Annotated in this window: 13 protein-coding genes and 1 other RNA gene; 8 read left to right on the top strand and 6 right to left on the bottom strand. The window is 59.8% G+C overall.

The window, feature by feature from the left end:
* Nucleotides 1–341 precede the first annotated feature (341 nt).
* Nucleotides 342–680: a KilA-N domain-containing protein gene (locus tag E1958_RS13435; RefSeq protein ID WP_133512321.1), complete on the bottom strand. Its 339-nt coding sequence runs from the start codon at nucleotides 678–680 to the stop codon at nucleotides 342–344.
* An 83-nt stretch (nucleotides 681–763) separates the two neighbouring features.
* Complete coding sequence (locus E1958_RS13425) at nucleotides 764–1,192, bottom strand: type II toxin-antitoxin system HicB family antitoxin (protein ID WP_133512320.1); 429 nt, start codon at nucleotides 1,190–1,192, stop codon at nucleotides 764–766.
* A gap of 222 nt (nucleotides 1,193–1,414) precedes the next feature.
* Between E1958_RS13425 and E1958_RS13420 the strand changes: the two genes are divergently transcribed.
* A complete protein-coding gene (locus E1958_RS13420) occupies nucleotides 1,415–1,663 on the top strand; it encodes a hypothetical protein (protein ID WP_133512319.1) in 249 nt (82 codons plus the stop codon).
* Nucleotides 1,664–1,756: 93 nt separating this feature from the next.
* Here E1958_RS13420 and ssrA read toward each other — a convergent pair.
* Nucleotides 1,757–2,114, bottom strand: a transfer-messenger RNA (tmRNA) gene (gene ssrA / locus E1958_RS13415).
* Between the two features lie 968 nt (nucleotides 2,115–3,082).
* The gene (locus E1958_RS13410) at nucleotides 3,083–3,790 is read right to left on the bottom strand and encodes a glycosyltransferase family 2 protein (RefSeq protein ID WP_208108599.1); all 708 of its coding nucleotides are present in this window, start codon (nucleotides 3,788–3,790) and stop codon (nucleotides 3,083–3,085) included.
* Nucleotides 3,791–4,129: 339 nt separating this feature from the next.
* Here E1958_RS13410 and E1958_RS13405 point away from each other — a divergent pair, with 339 nt between their 5' ends.
* From E1958_RS13405 to E1958_RS13385, 5 genes are all read left to right on the top strand, one after another.
* Nucleotides 4,130–5,503, top strand: a complete 1,374-nt coding sequence (locus E1958_RS13405; RefSeq protein WP_133512327.1) for a sodium-dependent transporter — start codon at nucleotides 4,130–4,132, stop codon at nucleotides 5,501–5,503.
* 12 nt (nucleotides 5,504–5,515) lie between these two features.
* A complete protein-coding gene (locus E1958_RS13400; protein ID WP_089726747.1) occupies nucleotides 5,516–5,950 on the top strand; it encodes a type II toxin-antitoxin system RatA family toxin in 435 nt (144 codons plus the stop codon).
* A complete protein-coding gene (locus E1958_RS13395) occupies nucleotides 5,943–6,266 on the top strand; it encodes an RnfH family protein (protein WP_133512316.1) in 324 nt (107 codons plus the stop codon). The genes E1958_RS13400 and E1958_RS13395 overlap by 8 nt, the downstream gene beginning before the upstream one ends.
* A gap of 150 nt (nucleotides 6,267–6,416) precedes the next feature.
* Nucleotides 6,417–7,895 (top strand): PAAR-like domain-containing protein, encoded by a 1,479-nt coding sequence (locus tag E1958_RS21665; RefSeq protein ID WP_133512314.1) that lies wholly within the window; start codon nucleotides 6,417–6,419, stop codon nucleotides 7,893–7,895.
* A 20-nt stretch (nucleotides 7,896–7,915) separates the two neighbouring features.
* Nucleotides 7,916–9,088: a hypothetical protein gene (locus E1958_RS13385; RefSeq protein ID WP_133512312.1), complete on the top strand. Its 1,173-nt coding sequence runs from the start codon at nucleotides 7,916–7,918 to the stop codon at nucleotides 9,086–9,088.
* A 366-nt stretch (nucleotides 9,089–9,454) separates the two neighbouring features.
* Here the strand turns inward: E1958_RS13385 and E1958_RS13380 are convergent, their stop codons facing one another.
* Together E1958_RS13380 and E1958_RS13375 are read right to left on the bottom strand one after the other, a co-directional pair.
* Nucleotides 9,455–9,937: an outer membrane protein assembly factor BamE gene (locus E1958_RS13380; RefSeq protein ID WP_341534745.1), complete on the bottom strand. Its 483-nt coding sequence runs from the start codon at nucleotides 9,935–9,937 to the stop codon at nucleotides 9,455–9,457.
* A 430-nt stretch (nucleotides 9,938–10,367) separates the two neighbouring features.
* Nucleotides 10,368–12,998: a penicillin-binding protein 1A gene (locus tag E1958_RS13375; protein ID WP_243725272.1), complete on the bottom strand. Its 2,631-nt coding sequence runs from the start codon at nucleotides 12,996–12,998 to the stop codon at nucleotides 10,368–10,370.
* A gap of 323 nt (nucleotides 12,999–13,321) precedes the next feature.
* Here E1958_RS13375 and E1958_RS13370 point away from each other — a divergent pair, with 323 nt between their 5' ends.
* Nucleotides 13,322–14,326 (top strand): glycosyltransferase family 2 protein, encoded by a 1,005-nt coding sequence (locus tag E1958_RS13370; protein WP_089725568.1) that lies wholly within the window; start codon nucleotides 13,322–13,324, stop codon nucleotides 14,324–14,326.
* Nucleotides 14,323–15,927 (top strand): ArnT family glycosyltransferase, encoded by a 1,605-nt coding sequence (locus E1958_RS13365; protein ID WP_133512311.1) that lies wholly within the window; start codon nucleotides 14,323–14,325, stop codon nucleotides 15,925–15,927. The genes E1958_RS13370 and E1958_RS13365 overlap by 4 nt, the downstream gene beginning before the upstream one ends.
* The last annotated feature ends 23 nt before the right edge of the window (nucleotides 15,928–15,950 follow it).

Below are 15,950 nucleotides of genomic sequence, written 5' to 3'. Positions count from 1 at the left end.
ACACAGAAAACGCAGAGCATTGGCCGATTCCTTTCTCTGTGTTCTCTGCATTCTCTGTGGTTCGAAATGATTTTTGCGACTCCCTCGGCGGGAGGGGGACTGATTGTGCCTATGGGAACAAAAGCGCCCGGCGTGGGTATGGGGCTCGGGTTCCGGTGCTCCTCCGCCGGGACAAAGCTTGCTCCCACGCTGGAGAGACTGTGAAAGTATTCGCTTTTCCTGTTCAACACCCGACTGCATGGCGTTCACGTCCTCGCACCATAGACGCAAGCGCTGCGTCTTGAGGGAAACATCCAGATCTTCCTGTCCCTTGGTTTCCACTACGATCACCCGTCCATCAGTCAAAAGGGGCCACCGTAACGCCCCGCCTTGGACACAATGCCGACCGCGCCAGTGCACTCGATCCACTGCTTCGGTGTCAGGGTAAAGCTGTTCAGCCTGGCCTGGCGTCTAAACCCGTCGAATTCGACGGGGTTAAAACCGGGGTTGTGGATCTGCTCCCAGATGCCCAGAAACTCGACCGTGTTGCGATTGCGTATCCAATTCCGAATCAGGTCGTCGGTCCGCTCCGCGTCCCGGTGGCGGGCGATGTCCGTCAGGGAAATGGAGTCGTCCTCTTCTATCCGGGCGACCTTGACGGCGGTGTCCAGTACCTCGATCTCGCGGCTCTTCCGGCTCATACGCTGACCTCCACAATGGTCATGGTGTCATTGCCGAAGATGTCCATCACCTTTACCGCCACCTTGTGTCGCCCCGGCGGGTATTAACGATCTTCGAGGCCTTCGCGGCGCTTATTTAAAAGACACACAACATAATAAAGGAGAAAGCATTGCCACGGCCCTTTCCGGTTTAATAGATACTGTTTTTTCAAGTCGTCTTTTTCCTCGTTGAGGTCTTCGATATATTCGGCAATTTGGGATTCCAGCTTAGTTTTCGCTTCCGCTAATGTGTTTGCCTGCGCGGCTAGGCCGAACTCAAGGCTCATTGCCACATAAAGGTCTTCATCACGCTCAACTAAGTATCTGATTTTCATTGTCATCTGTTGGTTGAACCGGTCAATCATAGAGAGAAAACTAAGCGTCGTCTGTGGCAGGGCTGTTTGCGAGTCGTTACACCCAGGCCGACGGAAGGACAAGCACTGGTAGTGGTAAATTTTTAAATGGTTAGCGGAGAGCGGTTCATTATGCCCCATTGCTTCATTTGATCCCCTCTCCCCGGCTCCCTCCTCCGTCGGGACAGGTTCTCTCCCGGGGGGAGAGGGGGTGCAGCTTGTGGCGTGCCCAACCCCCTGCTCGTGGCGATGTTTCCATTTAAACCTTAACCACTACCTGGGGTTTCTCGACAAACCGCCTATCGGTATGTGGCGCGTGCCCTGGAGGATTTGAGGAACAGGACCAGGGAGAGCGCCGCAGCAATGGTGCAGTTGGAGTTTGACCGCTATGACTACCTGCTCCAGATGCCAGCGCCGGAGATTGAAAAGGGTTGTGTACCGGCAATCCTTGCGGCGTTGAAGATCAGTGAGCGGCGTTGCAAGCTGTTAGGGCTTGATGCGCCGGCCAAGACCGCGATGACCGACCCGGGCGGCGAAAAAGAGGCCCCTGGCGTGGTGATTTACCTGCCGGACGACGGGAGGCCAGTCGAAGTGGATAATGGCAGGGATTGAGGGCAAGCGAGGTTTCAAAGGGGGGCTAAATGGGGGGGCGAACAAGGGAATCTATAAAAACATCCTTGTGAATCAATCTCTTAAAAACCAGATTGGTGGAGGTGGCGGGAATCGAACCCGCGTCCGCAAATCCTCCGCCTATGGATCTACATGCTTAGCCCGACCTATTGTTTTTGACCTTCCGCCGCCCGGTGGGCGGGGCATGCGGTCGGCGATTCCGAATTCGGTTTTAGCGGATCAGGTCCGGACCCCCATCACCGCGATCCCATGTGGTGTTACCCCTTAAGTCCACCGCCCATAGGCAAACAGCGGTCAGAGGCTCGCCGGTCAAGCGGCGAGAGCGTAGTTGTCGTCGTTGGCAACTATTAGTTTGCGGTTGGATTTACGAGGTAATCCGCACCTCGGCATGCACCACAGGTTTCGCAACCCACGTCGAAGCCAGGTCACCCCCTGCGTGTAGTAATGGATTAGTGTACACGGGGGAAAGTTCCCGGGCAAGCAGATCCGGGTAAATCTTCCCAAAAATATCGCTTTGGCGGGTCGGGATTTTGAACCGCAAAGACGCAGGATACTCTGTTCTACTGCAAGTCCAATCGCAGGCGGCGTTTGACCCCGGACCACCGAATGATAAATCGAGAGAAAGCAGAGAGTTGCCTATTTTTTGAACCACAGAGACACAGAGAACACAGCGGAGATGAAATGCCGGCTACGGTCGTTTACTCCCCGTTCGGAACGCATCCTGCCGGTATCGGCTTACCGCCCTTTGGAGTGCGGCGGCAACCAGATACCCTTGGGCCTCAAGTGATCTCCGGGGATGGGCTGATGGCGCCCGTCTCCCGATCGGCACCAATCCGACGCCGCTTTGGATTGGGAGCGGCCAAAGACCAAAGCGCCGTCGCCGCGCTGCGGAGGGGACGCCGCACCGCCGATCTCGGCAAACAGCACGGTAATAACGCCCCCCGCTTGGTTCCAAATCAGAGGCAGCGCGCTGCCGGCGCACTCCAAAGAGTTGGGTAGAAGGCCTGACCCACCTGACCCGATTCCAGGCCAAGGGCTTGTTTCAGCAGGAATTATCATGACTCATTTGTAAAGATGCGGGTCCATCAAGGAATCCTAGCCATTGATTTCTCAGCCTTTGCTCAACTCAAGCTTCGTCGTGAAACCCCAATCGGACAGGATTTACAGGATTACACAAGATTTACAGGATTCTTGTATTTCCTGAATTTCCTACGCCCGATCACACGCTTACCAAACCAGCAAGCGCTCTTCACAACCAAAAATCCTGTACATCCTGAAAATCCTGTCAATCCTGTACTATTGGCTAGCGAGGCTTCGCCTTAAGCCCACGAGGCGTGAATCTTTTGTGCCGTGCACACAAAACCTGACCCATCTGTAAAGATGCGGGTCCATCGAGGAATCCTAGTCGATCCTGATCGAGCGCGCCAGCCGGTCGAATTCCGTCGTCTCCATCGGTTGAAATCCGTGCGCGGCGAGATCGGAGTCCTCCCATAAATAGAGATCGCGGAAATCCGATCCCGCACCGCCCTTCTGCCGGTCGTAATCCGCCACTTTTCTCGCCCGCGCCTGCCTGGAGCGAATGATCCAATCGAAGTGCACTAAAAAGGCTTCGTCCGGGGCGACCAGCCCGGCTGATGCCCGAAACCCGGGGGAGTGGATGTCCGTGATGTAGTCAACCCGATCCGGCCGAAACAAGCGCCATTGGATATCCATTTTGTCCTGATCCTGCTTCAGCAATGGGTGGTTGGAAAACTCGCAGTGTTCATTCTTCCCCATTCGTACCCAGCGGCGCGGGATGCCGACGATGTTGGTATCCAGACTGTCGAGCCTATCCGGGATCCAATCGATCAAGGCATGGGATGGAAATTCATCGTCGTCCAGGCGCAACACCCACTGGGCATCGGTATGCTTCGGGATCAATCGAACGATCGCCTCGACCCTCGGAAATTCCGGAATAACCCGAGTGAATTCTATCTGTTCGCGTTCGAGCAATTCCTTGGTTCCGTCTTCGGAAGCATTATCGAGCAAAACCAAGGGTTGGATCGCCAGCTTTCGGTAAGCATGGAGAATCTCTCCGAACCACCCGGCACTGTTCTTGGTTGCGATCACGATCCGTACCCGTTCGCGGAAAAACCTGCTCGATTTCCCGAGCCTGGCTTTTCGTAAGACCCATTGCCACATGGAAGTGCTGCGCCTCAATGGATGGATTAGATATCAATCAGTTAGCTTACCAGAAAATCTTTGCATCCTTTGCGATCCATCAGTCGCCGGCTACCAGTCACCAGCTTCCAGCGGCTGGTAGCCGACGACCGGAAGCCGGAAATTATACGCGCTCGCCCCGGGGCAAACCTGCCCGACTTGAGCAGTGCCGCCGATTTGCCGGAAAATAAGCCCCTATTGTGCGAGCAGGCGTTGGGCCCCGTTCGGACGGCATATGAGGAATCATCGATGGTGGCAACGACCTCGATCCACGGTATGTGGACGACCCGGCTGGCGTTTATCCTGGCGGCAACAGGCTCGGCGGTCGGGTTAGGCAACGTCTGGAAGTTTCCTTACATCACGGGCGAGAACGGGGGCGGCGCCTTTGTGCTGGTCTATATCCTGTGCGTATCGATGATCGGCATCCCGATCATGATGGCGGAGATCATGCTCGGGCGGCGTGGTCGCCAGAGCCCGATCAACACCATGCGCACCCTAGCTCACGCGGAGGATCGGCATGGCTTCTGGCAGCTGATCGGTTGGGGAGGGGTGATCGCCGGCTTTCTTATCATCTCTTATTACAGCGTCATCGCCGGCTGGGCCATCGCTTACGCGTTTCGCGCCCTGGGAGGGAGCTTTACGTCCTTGACCGGTGAGACCGCCAAAGACCTGTTCGGTGCCCTGACCGGTGATCCGGAGCGGCTGCTGGCCTGGCATACGATTTTCATGGTGATGACCACCATCGTCATCTCCCGCGGCGTACGTTCCGGTCTGGAACAAGCGGTGCGCGTCCTGATGCCGGCCCTGTTCGGGCTACTGTTGGTCCTGGTGGGCTACGCGCTGACCAGCGGCAACTTCATGGACGGGCTTAGGTTCCTGTTTGTCCCCGACTTCGGCGCCCTGAGTGCAGGGGCGATCATCACCGCGATGGGACATGCCTTCTTCACCCTGAGCCTGGGTATGGGGGCCATCATGATGTACGGCTCTTACCTGCCCGCGAGTGCCTCGATCACCCGTTCAACCATCATCATCGCCCTGATGGACACCCTGGTCGCCTTGTTGGCGGGAATGGCTATCTTCCCCATCGTCTTCGCCAACGGTCTGGAGCCGGGGGCCGGGCCGGGCCTGGTCTTTCTGACCCTACCGATCGCATTCGGCAATATGCCCGGCGGTCTGCTGTTCGGTACCCTGTTCTTCGTCCTGCTGGTATTCGCGGCCTGGACCTCCGCCATTTCGCTCATCGAGCCGGCGGTTGCCTGGTTAGTGGAGAATCAGGGATTCGCAAGGGTACGCGCTTCGGTCTACGTGGGTATCGTCGCCTGGCTCCTGGGGATTATGACCGTCCTGTCGTTCAACGACTGGGCCTTCAGTTTCGATTTCGCCGGGGAGGCGAAGACAAATGGCGTCTTCGACCTGGTCGATATCCTTACCGCCAACTTCATGCTGCCCTTAGGCGGACTGGCAATGGCCCTGTTCGCGGGCTGGTTCATGGCGCGCGCATCGACCCAGGACGAGCTCGCCCTGGGTCAGGGCCCGGCCTATCGTCTGTGGCGGGTACTGATCCGGTATATCGCTCCCCTCGCGGTCGTGCTTGTGTTTTTCAACGCCGTTGGACTCCTGTAGGCGACTTTGCAGATGCCGGTCATCACCAAGAGTGCCTTGGTTACCTTCTCCGCCTCCCGGATGTTCGATCTGGTGGCGCAGATGGAGGACTATCCGAAGTTTCTGCCCTGGTGTGCGGCCGCCGAGATTCTGTCCCGTGAGGACAACCGGATTTGCGGTCGCATGGAGGTGGCCCGGGCAGGCATCCACCAGACCTTCACCACCTGCAATCGATTCGTTCCCGGGGAGCGGATGGAGCTGATGCTGGTGGATGGCCCCTTCCGCAAGCTCCAGGGCGCCTGGACCTTTCGACCCCTGCGCCGGGACGCCTGCAAGGTGGAGCTCGAGCTCGACTTCGAGTTCTCCGGCAAGCTCATCGACAAGGCCTTCGGCCGGGTGTTCAATCAGATCGCCAACACGCTGGTAGACGCCTTCTGCAAGCGGGCCGAGGAGGTCTACCGTGACTGAGGATCGGAACCGGGTCGAGATCGCCTATGCCCGGCCGGACGCGCAGACGATCCTCTCGGTAACGGCGAGCGAGGGGCTCACGGCAAAAGGGGCCATCGAGCAGTCCGGAATCCTGCGACGCTTCCCCGAGATCGACCTCAGAGTCAACCGGGTGGGGGTGTTCGGCAAGCTCGCAAAGCTCGACCAAGTCTTAGCGCCTGGTGATCGGGTGGAGATTTACCGGCCGCTTATCGCGGACCCCAAAGTGGTACGCAAGCAGCGCGCGGCGCAAGGGAAGGCCATACGCAAGCGGAACGACGGCAAAGCACAGGCCTGACCACGCCGTATTTGGGTCCGAGCTTTTGAATTTCCCCCTCACCCCCGCCCTCTCCCGGAGGGAGAGGGAGTGAAATGCGCAGATTGTTCCGTGTGGAAGTATAGATGTTGGGTACGGCACGAGATAGACCATCAACGGAGAAAAAGACTAATGGCGAACAACGTCTTTGCCAATGGGCGAGAGATTGCATGCAAAGCGGCAGAGGGGAAATCCACCTGCGCCTTTCCCGATGTCTGCATGACGCCGCCGGAGACCCCGGCGACGCCGGCCGGGGTGCCGGTGCCTTATCCGAATACCGGCTATGCCAAGGACACGACCAAGGGGAGCAAGACGGTCAAGATCTCCGGCAAACCGGTGATGCTCAGAGATCAATCGTACTTCAAGACATCGACCGGGAATGAGGCGGGATCCGCGGCGAAGAAGGGTGTGGTGACCGGTGTCAATCGAGGCAAGGTCTATTTCAATTCCTGGTCGATGAATGTGAAGATCGAGGGCAAGAATGTTGTTCGGCATTTGGATCTGACCACCCATAACCATGGATCGGTGCCGGGAAATACCGGGGTGTGGAGATATATCGATACCGGGGTCGAGGCGGGTCAATGCGAACGCGATAAAAGAAAGGTCGAGGCCAAATGCAAACCCAAGGAAGAAGCAGACCAGGCAACGGGAAAGCGAAAGAGACAGGGGGATGTGGATAAAAAGCCCGCGACCTGGAAGGACAGCGCCTGCAAGGGCCTGGAGTTCAAGCCGCTGGATAACCTGGACCCGGCCGCGATCGAACGGAAGCTGAACGAGATCCTGGACGTCGGAAAACAGTTGGAAGACGCGCTCCGAAAGGCCAAGGACATCCTGGTCGAGAAGGTCGAGACCTGGGCCTTGGAAAAGGGCGGCAGACTGATCGCAAAATCGGCCGTAAAGGGCTGGTTAGGACCCTTGGGCTGGGTCTGGACGGCATACGATGTTGTATCGGCCGGACTCGAGATCAAGGATATGTGGGGAATCCTCGATGAGATGAAAGAGGACATCGAAACCCTCAAGCAACTGCCCAAGGAGATCGAAGAGATCAAGAAACAAGGATTGACACCGAAATCGCTTGCCAACGCGCAGGCGGCCCTTGCCCGCGCTGTCCCCTGTCTACGGGCCCGCAAATGTATGTTGGTCCCTTACGAGAAGAGCCGCCAATCGAAGCAACGGGGCGACGAAGACAGCGGCTGTTGTCCGGGCCAGACGCCGCATCACCTGATGCCAAAATCCCAGTTCAAGGACGCCGCGGATTGCCCCGGCTACAATGAAGACAAGGCCCCCTGTGTCTGTGTCGAGGGTACCAGCCACAGTAAAGGGGGGACGCACCAAAAGTTTCATGACTTCATCGAACCGGAAATAAAGCGGGCAGCCGATGCCCAGGGAGAGATGACCTACCGGCAGGCGAAGACAATTGCTCTAAATTCTCACGAGAAAGTCTTTGGACATTGCAGTAAGGCCTGTCTTGCAGCCCAATTGGATAACCACTATAAGCAGGTGTGCGGCCGGCCGGGCAAGGGCTTCAACGAGAACTCCAAGGTTCGGGCAGCGAGTGCCAAATCCAATAAAGTCTATCAAAACGTCCCTCAAGAGGGGGCAGAAATATAATCATTTATAGGAGAAGCCATATGAAAATTGGTATCTATGAAGAAATGCGTGAGCGCCTCCGGGGGTTCTCGATTATCGACTGCACGATCCGCAGCAAAGACTGCATCTACATCTTCTTCGAGAACAACCCGGATCAAGACGACGAAGATGCCGAGCTGATCTTTCGGGCCGGGTTTTATTACCCCAAGACGGAACGGGTGTGGGGATACAAGGAATATTTTAGTTTTTACCGGGCCAAGTCGTGTGTCTTGCCGCCACCCAATGGCCCGGTCGTCGTGGTGGATTTCGACGGTAATGTGATATCTCAGACGGGCGACACGGACCGCGGGAGCGGTTTTGCGCTTGAAGAGCCGATCCCCCTCATCCCCAATGTATCCGTGATGCGGGTGCGGGAGATCGCGGGACAGGCCTACATGGCGGGCACCCTACGGACCGTCTTTCGCCGCGAAGGACCTGGCGAGTGGACTTGTCTCTCCGGCAATGACTTGGCGGTCCGGGACGAAGAGGATCGACTGCATCTGAGGTTTGGTTTTAAGGATATCGATGGGTTTGCCGCCGACGACATCTACGCCTGTGGCGGGCGAGGTGATCTGTGTCACTATGACGGCCGGCGTTGGGAGGTGATCGACTGTCCCACCAACCAGTATCTTGCGGCAATCTGCTGCGCCGGGAACGGCAAGGTCTATGTGGGCGGGGACGATGGGATGCTGATCGAGGGACGGGGCGATAAGTGGCAAGTGATCGGTGAGGATACCGAAGGCTTCGGTACGGACGGGGATCCCGAAACCGCCGGCATGGGTGCCGATATCGTCTGCATGGCCTGGTATCGGGACCGGCTCTATCTGGGCACGGACCAAGGGCTGTACGAGTATTACGAGGGCCGGGTCCGGCGCACCCCCGGATTGTCGGGACTGGTCCCGACTTCCGGCGGGGATGAAGGCCCGGAACCAAAGATCAACGAACGGGTGCAAGAACTCCTGCGCACAGGTGGTGCTGACGAAGAAGCAGTCGATTTGGTCTCGATGCCGGTGGAGCCTGCGGGGGAAGGAATACTTATGCTGGCGGTGGATTCCTTGAGTACCGATGGCGAATTGTTGGTGGTTAATGGGGACGATAAGGTTGTGGTATTCGATGGCGTGAGGTGGAAGATCCTGTATTCGCCTTATGGGCTTGATGAAGGTGGGTCGCTATAAGTGGCCCGTGTCCAGCACCCTTACCGGGCCTGCCTGCCGCCCAAAGATGCGGTTTGCCGCGGGCCAGGCGTCCATTGATGCGGTTCGCGCTGCTTCGAATGCCATCCTGTAAGACCTGCCGCGCTCACCGCACCATTATGATCCCCGTCCGTAGGCATCCCGGCGGGATGCGGCCGTCCATGGCCCGTCCCGCCCTACGGGGACTGCTGATGCGGTTCGCGCCTCCTCGTGGTGCCATTCTGTAAGATCTACCGCGCTCACCGCACCTATTATAAGAAGGCGTGCGGTCGACAGGACGAGGACTTCAAGGTTCGGGCGGCGAGCCCGTGTAGGGCGGGAAAGCGAAGCGCATCCCGCCTTTAGGCGCTACTCCGTCGACTCCGGGTCCAGCAGGAGCCTGGTGAATAATCCGCGGTCGTCCTGCCAGTCGGGCACCGAGACCAGCAGGTCGGCGGGCTGGCGCTGGGCCGCACGGTTGGGGTCCGGCCGCAGATCGCCTTGTACCTCCACCAAGCGATCGGCCTCGAACAGCAGGGTAAGGCGCATCATCATCATCTTGTCGTGACCACGCCGTATGGTATAGGTGTAGTCCCAACGATCGGTGTGAAACAGGTCGGTCAGCATGGGGGTTCCGAGCAAGAACCTGGCCTGGCTTTTCGTCATACCCAGCTCCAAACGGTCTATCATCTCTTCGGTAACGATGTTTCCCTGCTGTACCGTCATCTTGTGGACAAACGGCAGCTTCTCCAGAACCGAGGGCTTGGGTTGGGAATCTTTCTCACCGAAAGCGCATCCTGCAAGGACCAGGATTGCACCGATGACGAGATAAGCAAGAACCTTTTTCATCATGCTCGTTTTTCTCACACCAAGCCACAAAGCCACGAAGGATTCTTCTCCATTTCCGTTGCTCTTCTCCCAAATCCTTGTATCCCTCTGTGGTTTAGAGGCTGTCTAAAAATTAAGATACTGATTTTAGAGCATAAAATTTGCAAATTTCACGCTCGTTCCCACGCTCCAGCGTGGGAACGGCAGCTTGTCCGCTCCCGCGGACGCAGCTCTTCTGTGCGGATAGGCATTGGCGGTTAGCCTACCGAGGCGCTTAATCGACGCTGGAGCGTCAGATCCCTCCTCCGTCGGGACCAGGTCTGCTCCCACGCTGGAGCCTGGGGAGCCAGCCGGAAATCAATGCCAGTAGAAAATCAATAGGTTAGTTTTTAGACAGCCTCTTAGTGTCTACGGGTCTGAAAACGTAAAACGGCAGGAATTTTTCAAGCTGCGCTTAGAACAGATCGTCGATAACCCGGGGCGCACGTTGTTTCGCCTTGGCGGAAGACGCGCGTCGCCCTTTCTTGCCACGGGTTTTCTGGCCGGCTTTCCCGCTCGCTTTCCCACCACCGGTGTAGGCTACGGGCTTGGGTCCCTGCAGGGCATGCGCATACTCGGCCCGGACCCATTCCCCCACCCCACCTGAGCTGACACGTCGTCCGCTGGCCTTGGAGACGCGCACTTTGACCATCCCCCGGGGCGGCTTCAGAATCGCTTGGGGCTTGCCTTTGAGGGCCTTGCGCATGAAATCCACCCACATGCCGAGGCCCGCCTGACCGCCGGTCTCCCGCTTTCCCAACGGGCGGAACCTGTCGTAGCCCATCCAGGCCACGGTAACCACGTCCTTCTGAAAGCCGCAGAACCAGGAATCGCGCACTTCGTTGGTCGTCCCGGTCTTGCCGGCCAGGTCCTTACGTTTGAGCCGCAGGGCCTTGCGCCCGGTCCCACGCTTGATGACATCCTGCATCATGGATGTCATCTCGTACACCAGACCCGGGGCCAGTACCCGCTCGGCCAGGGGACTATTGGGGGGTCCGTCGGTCCGTCCCAGGGCCGCAGTCTTGGCGGACGACCCCCGGTAGCGGGCCCAGCAGTCCAAGCAGGCACGCGGCGGATCGGCCGCGAAGACCACCTCACCGTCGCCATTCTCGATCCGGCTGATGAAATAGGGTTTCACTTGGAAACCGCCGTTGGCGAACAGGGCGTAGGCCCCTGCCATCTGGAGTGGGGATACTTCGGCGGTACCCAAGGCCAGCGAGAGACCCCGGGGCAGCTCCTCAAGGGTAAACCCGAAACGTCGGATGTAATTTCTGGCTTCCTCCACCCCTACCCGCTTGAGGAGATGGACGGACGCCAGGTTTCGGGACTGGGTCAGCGCGACGCGCATGCGGATCCGTCCCAGGATCTTATGATCGGCGTTCCGCGGTCGCCACGCCCGCCGCCGACCGTACCTGACGACAATGGGCTCGTCCCGGACCAGGCTGGCCGGGGTATAGCCCTGGTTCAGAGCGGCCGCATAGACGAAGGGCTTGAAGCTGGAACCCGGCTGACGGCGGGCGTCGACCGCTCGGTTGAACTCGCTGTCATTGAAGTAGTATCCCCCCACCACGGCTTGAATCGCTCCGTCCAGCGGCGACAAGGCTACCAGGGCCCCGCTGACGCTAGGTGCCTGCGACAGTCCCCAGGTGCCCTGCCGGTTCCGCCTGAGCCGGATCAGGTCACCCACGGCCACCGCGTCCGTCACCCTGCGCGGCGCCCGCCCCCGCCAATTCTCATTCCTGAACGGACGCGCCCACTTGACTTGCCCCAGCCTCAAGGTGATGCGTTTCCCGCCTCCGACGTAGACCTGGGCTGCTTTGGCACTGGCCCCAACCACGATGCCGGCGGTGAGGTCCGGCAAGCGAGTCACCGCCTCCAAGAGCAGGTCGAGCTGCTCGTCATCGGCGCCCGCGACCTCGTACTTGGCCTCGGCGCCGTGATAGCCGTGACGCCGATCATAGGCCCGTAGGGCCTTGCGCACCGCATCCTGGGCGGCACGCTGCAACCGGGGTTCGATGGTCGTGGTCACCCGATAGCCTTGTTGGTAGGCAGCCTCTCCGAACCGCGTGACCAGGTGCCGGCGCACCATCTCGGCGGCATAGCCGGCCTCCAGATCCACCCCCTTGCGGTGCAGACGGGCCTGGTCAACGCGCTCGGCAGCGGCCTGAAACTCCGTGTGGGTAATATAATCGAGATCGCGCATCCGCCGCAGAATATAGTTACGGCGTTCCCGGGCGCGCTGGGGATTGGAAATCGGGTTATTGACGGACGGGGCCTTCGGGAGGCCGGCCAACATGGCCATCTCGGCAAGGTTCAGCTCATCGAGTTGCTTACCATAGTAAAGGGCCGCCGCGGCCGAGACGCCGTAAGCCCGATGGCCGAAGAAGATCTTGTTGAGATAGAGCTCGAGAATCTCCTCCTTCGTGAACGAGCGCTCGATGCGTATCGACAACAAGAGTTCAGCGAGCTTGCGCTGGAAGGTCTTCTCTCTGGACAGGAAGAAGTTACGCGCGACCTGCATGGTGATGGTACTGCCGCCCTGGGTGCGCTCGCCGGTTCGGGCGAAACTCATCGCCGCCCGTGCAATGCTCTTGAGATCGACGCCCTGGTGCTCGAAGAACCGGGCATCCTCGGTGGCCAGGAACGCCTTCACCATCAAGGGTGGTATGGCGTTGAAGGGCACCGGACGGCGCCGCTCGATACCATACTCCGCCATCAGACCACCATCGGCGGCGTACACCCGCAGGGGCTCCTGCAGGTGCATTTCCTTGAGCATCTCGGGGGTGGGAAGATCGGCCTGGGTAACGGCAACAAAAGCGGCGAGGACCAGGCCCCCCGCCAGCGTCAGATTCAGGACGCCGGCCACCACTGCAACGAGGGCGCGCCACATCGCAACTAAGACGCCCCGCATCAGCCTGCCCAGGAGGGTATAGGCCGTCGAACGGCGGGGATTGCGCGGGGCTGCTTGGCGCGCCGCCGTCTTCATAGGCAACTCGAATTCCGGAGCCTCAGATGACGGCAGCTCGACTCCTGAATCTTTCTCCACGCGGAACTCCACCCAGCTTTTTTACTCCGCTTCTTGAAGAAGCGCCGGGAAGACAATTCTCCAAGGTGATTGGATTCTACAACATCGCACCCTTGAGATATAAGGAGTTCGGGTGATCGAGATCGGGCAAACGCGTATAAACCCTTTGAAAACATGACCTTGGCGAGCCTGTCTGGCTGCTCCTGCCGGCCGGCAAGCAGTTTCCGGTCCCGGCTTGGTCTTTCCCGCAAGCATACCCTGTAATATGCTCGGTTCCATACCGGCAAACATCCCCGACCCCTCAGGCCACGGTTCCATAGCCGACAGCGCTTCTTACAGATGACATGCAAAGCACACCCGCTGCTTCCATCAGCCTTTCCCTCGTCGTCCCCATGTACGAGGAGGCGGACAATGTTGCCCCCATTCTGTCGCGGGTCCACGCGGGCCTGCGGGAGTATCCCGGTCCCTGGGAGCTGATCTGTGTGGACGACGGGAGTCGGGACGGGACGGGCGAGCGCCTGCGGGAGCAGGCGGCAAACTATGGGAACCATGTGCGGATCATCGAGCTGCGACGCAACTTCGGGCAGACGGCGGCCATGCAGGCGGGGCTCGACGCAGCCCGGGGTGGGCTGATCGCGACCTTGGATGGGGACCTGCAGAACGACCCGGCGGACATCCCACGCATGGCGCGGGAGCTTATGGAACGGGATCTGGACCTGCTCCAAGGTTGGCGTCTCGAACGTCGGGACGGGTGGCTGCTGCGCAAGCTCCCCTCGCGCATCGCCAACTGGCTCATCGCCAAGGTCACGGGCGTCGCCCTGCACGATTACGGTTGCAGCCTGAAGCTCTACCGCGCAGAGGTCATCAAGCCGGTGCGCCTGTTCGGGGAGATGCATCGCTTCATCCCGGTGTGGGTAGCGGGCGTGACCGACCCCCGGCGGATCGGCGAGACCGTGGTGCATCATGAGGCGCGTCGTTTCGGGGTATCCAAGTACGGGATCTCGCGTACCTTCCGGGTGCTGCCGGACCTGCTGGCGGCCTCCTTTTTCCTGCGCTACGGGGCCCGCCCCGGACACTTTTTCGGCGCCATCGGCATGGGCCTCGGCTTGATCGGGACCCTGATCATGTCGTACCTCCTGGTCGTCAAGTTCGGCCTGGGGGAGGACATCGGCAATCGCCCCCTGTTATTCGTGGGTATTCTATTCCTGGTAGCCTCGATCCAATTCCTCACCACCGGTGTGTTGGCGGAGCTCCTGACGCGGACCTTCTTCGCGTCCAGGGATCGACCCGATTTCACCATCGCCCGGCAGAGCGATCCGGACCTGGCCGGCTGGAGGCGATCCGAATGAACCGGGACGCAGAGTCCCCCGCGGAGCTCCCTACCCCGACCTGGTTGCTGGTGCCGGTACTGCTGCTCGGCTTCTACTGGATGCTCGGGTCCGTGCCCCTCTATGACCTGGATGAGGGGGCCTTCACCGAGGCCACGCGCGAGATGCTGGCTAGCGGCAACTACATCACGCCCACTATGGATGGTGAGCCCCGCTTCGACAAGCCGGTGCTCATCTACTGGCTGCAGGCGGCGTCCGTGAAGCTGCTGGGCTTAAGTGAGCTCGCCCTGCGTCTCCCCTCGGCCCTGGCGGCCACCGGATGGCTCCTGGTCCTGTGGCTCTTCGTGCGCCGGCGCCTGGACCCTTCGACGGCGACGGTAGCGGCCCTGGTCATGGCCCTGACCCTGGAGGTCTCCATCATCGCCAAGGCGGCCACCGCCGACGCGGTGCTGAACCTGTTCCTGGCCTTAAGCTTCTTCGACATCTACCGCTGGTATCTCAAGCCTGAGCGCGGCACCCTGCTGCGCATCTACCTCTGGATCGGACTCGGCTTCCTGACCAAGGGGCCGGTGGCGATCCTGTTTCCGGTCCTGGTGAGCCTCCTGTTCTTCCTCAGCGAACGCTCCCTGAAGGAATGGCTGAAGGCGATCCGCTTCCCCTGGGGTTGGGCCTTGTTGCTGGCGGTCGTACTACCCTGGCACATCGCCATCTACTTAGACAGCGGTCCCGGCTTCTTCGAGAACTTCTTCCTGGGCCACAACCTGGGCCGCTTCGGCGCCGCCATGCACGGACACCAGGGCTTCTTCGGCTACTACCTGGTGATATTGCCGCTGATCATGCTGCCCTTCACCGGCTGGTTCCTGCGGTTGCTGCCGGCACTCAGACAGACCTGGGCCGATCCCCTGGACCGCTTCCTGTGGCTCTGGTTCGCCGCGGTCTTTGTCTTCTTCTCGTTCTCCGGGACCAAGCTCCCCCACTATATGCTCTATGGCGCAACCCCCCTGTTCGTCCTGATGGCCCGGCACCGCAAGCTGCTCGCGAACCGCTGGCTGGCATTCGTACCACCGGTGCTATTCTTCCTGCTGCTGCTGGTGCTGCCGGAGCTGGTGGAAGCGGCCGCCGGGTGGACCCAAGGGCCCCATCAGCTCGCCATGTTCGAGCTGGGCAGGACCCTGCTGGACACCCCCTATCGCATCGCGGTCGCCCTGGGCTTAGTCTTGGTCTCGGCGATCGCCCTGTGGCGGCGGTTGCCGCCCTGGCAAGGGCTGGTGCTCGTGGGCCTGGTCCAAATGGCCGTCGTCTCCGGGGTGCTGGTGCCCCGGGTGATGGAGGTCCTGCAGGGACCGGTGAAAGAGGCGGCCCTGCTGGCCCGAGCGCTGGATCTGCCCACCCTGGCCTACCGCACCAACATGCCCAGCTTCAGCCTCTACCGGCGGGCGATCACCCCCAATCGCCCCCCCAGCGCCGGGGACCTGGTATTCCTGCGGGTAGACAAGTTGAGCAAGCTCACCGCGCAGCATCCCGATTTGGAGCAGGAAGTGGTCTTTCGGCGCGGCGCGGTCGCCTTGGTCGAGGTTAAGAGGCTGTCTAAACTGCCTGCCGAAAAATTCAGCCGCAAATGAACGCGAATGAACGCAAATGAAGA

The organism is Candidatus Thiosymbion oneisti (genome assembly GCF_004359955.1).
Lineage (GTDB): Bacteria > Pseudomonadota > Gammaproteobacteria > Chromatiales > Chromatiaceae > Thiosymbion > Thiosymbion oneisti.
The sequence above is the reverse complement of the archived record's forward strand: the minus strand, read 5'-3'. Positions and strand labels throughout refer to the sequence as shown.

What these genes read in the sequence shown, in the direction of transcription:
- E1958_RS21665 (WP_133512314.1), top strand. Translation starts at nt 6,417, where the DNA reads ATGGCGAACAACGTCTTTGCCAATGGGCGAGAGATTGCATGCAAAGCG.
- E1958_RS13425 (WP_133512320.1), bottom strand. Translation starts at nt 1,192, where the DNA reads ATGGGGCATAATGAACCGCTCTCCGCTAACCATTTAAAAATTTACCAC.
- E1958_RS13380 (WP_341534745.1), bottom strand. Translation starts at nt 9,937, where the DNA reads ATGATGAAAAAGGTTCTTGCTTATCTCGTCATCGGTGCAATCCTGGTC.
- E1958_RS13405 (WP_133512327.1), top strand. Translation starts at nt 4,130, where the DNA reads ATGGTGGCAACGACCTCGATCCACGGTATGTGGACGACCCGGCTGGCG.
- E1958_RS13435 (WP_133512321.1), bottom strand. Translation starts at nt 680, where the DNA reads ATGAGCCGGAAGAGCCGCGAGATCGAGGTACTGGACACCGCCGTCAAG.
- E1958_RS13365 (WP_133512311.1), top strand. Translation starts at nt 14,323, where the DNA reads ATGAACCGGGACGCAGAGTCCCCCGCGGAGCTCCCTACCCCGACCTGG.
- E1958_RS13370 (WP_089725568.1), top strand. Translation starts at nt 13,322, where the DNA reads ATGCAAAGCACACCCGCTGCTTCCATCAGCCTTTCCCTCGTCGTCCCC.
- E1958_RS13385 (WP_133512312.1), top strand. Translation starts at nt 7,916, where the DNA reads ATGAAAATTGGTATCTATGAAGAAATGCGTGAGCGCCTCCGGGGGTTC.
- E1958_RS13420 (WP_133512319.1), top strand. Translation starts at nt 1,415, where the DNA reads ATGGTGCAGTTGGAGTTTGACCGCTATGACTACCTGCTCCAGATGCCA.
- E1958_RS13400 (WP_089726747.1), top strand. Translation starts at nt 5,516, where the DNA reads ATGCCGGTCATCACCAAGAGTGCCTTGGTTACCTTCTCCGCCTCCCGG.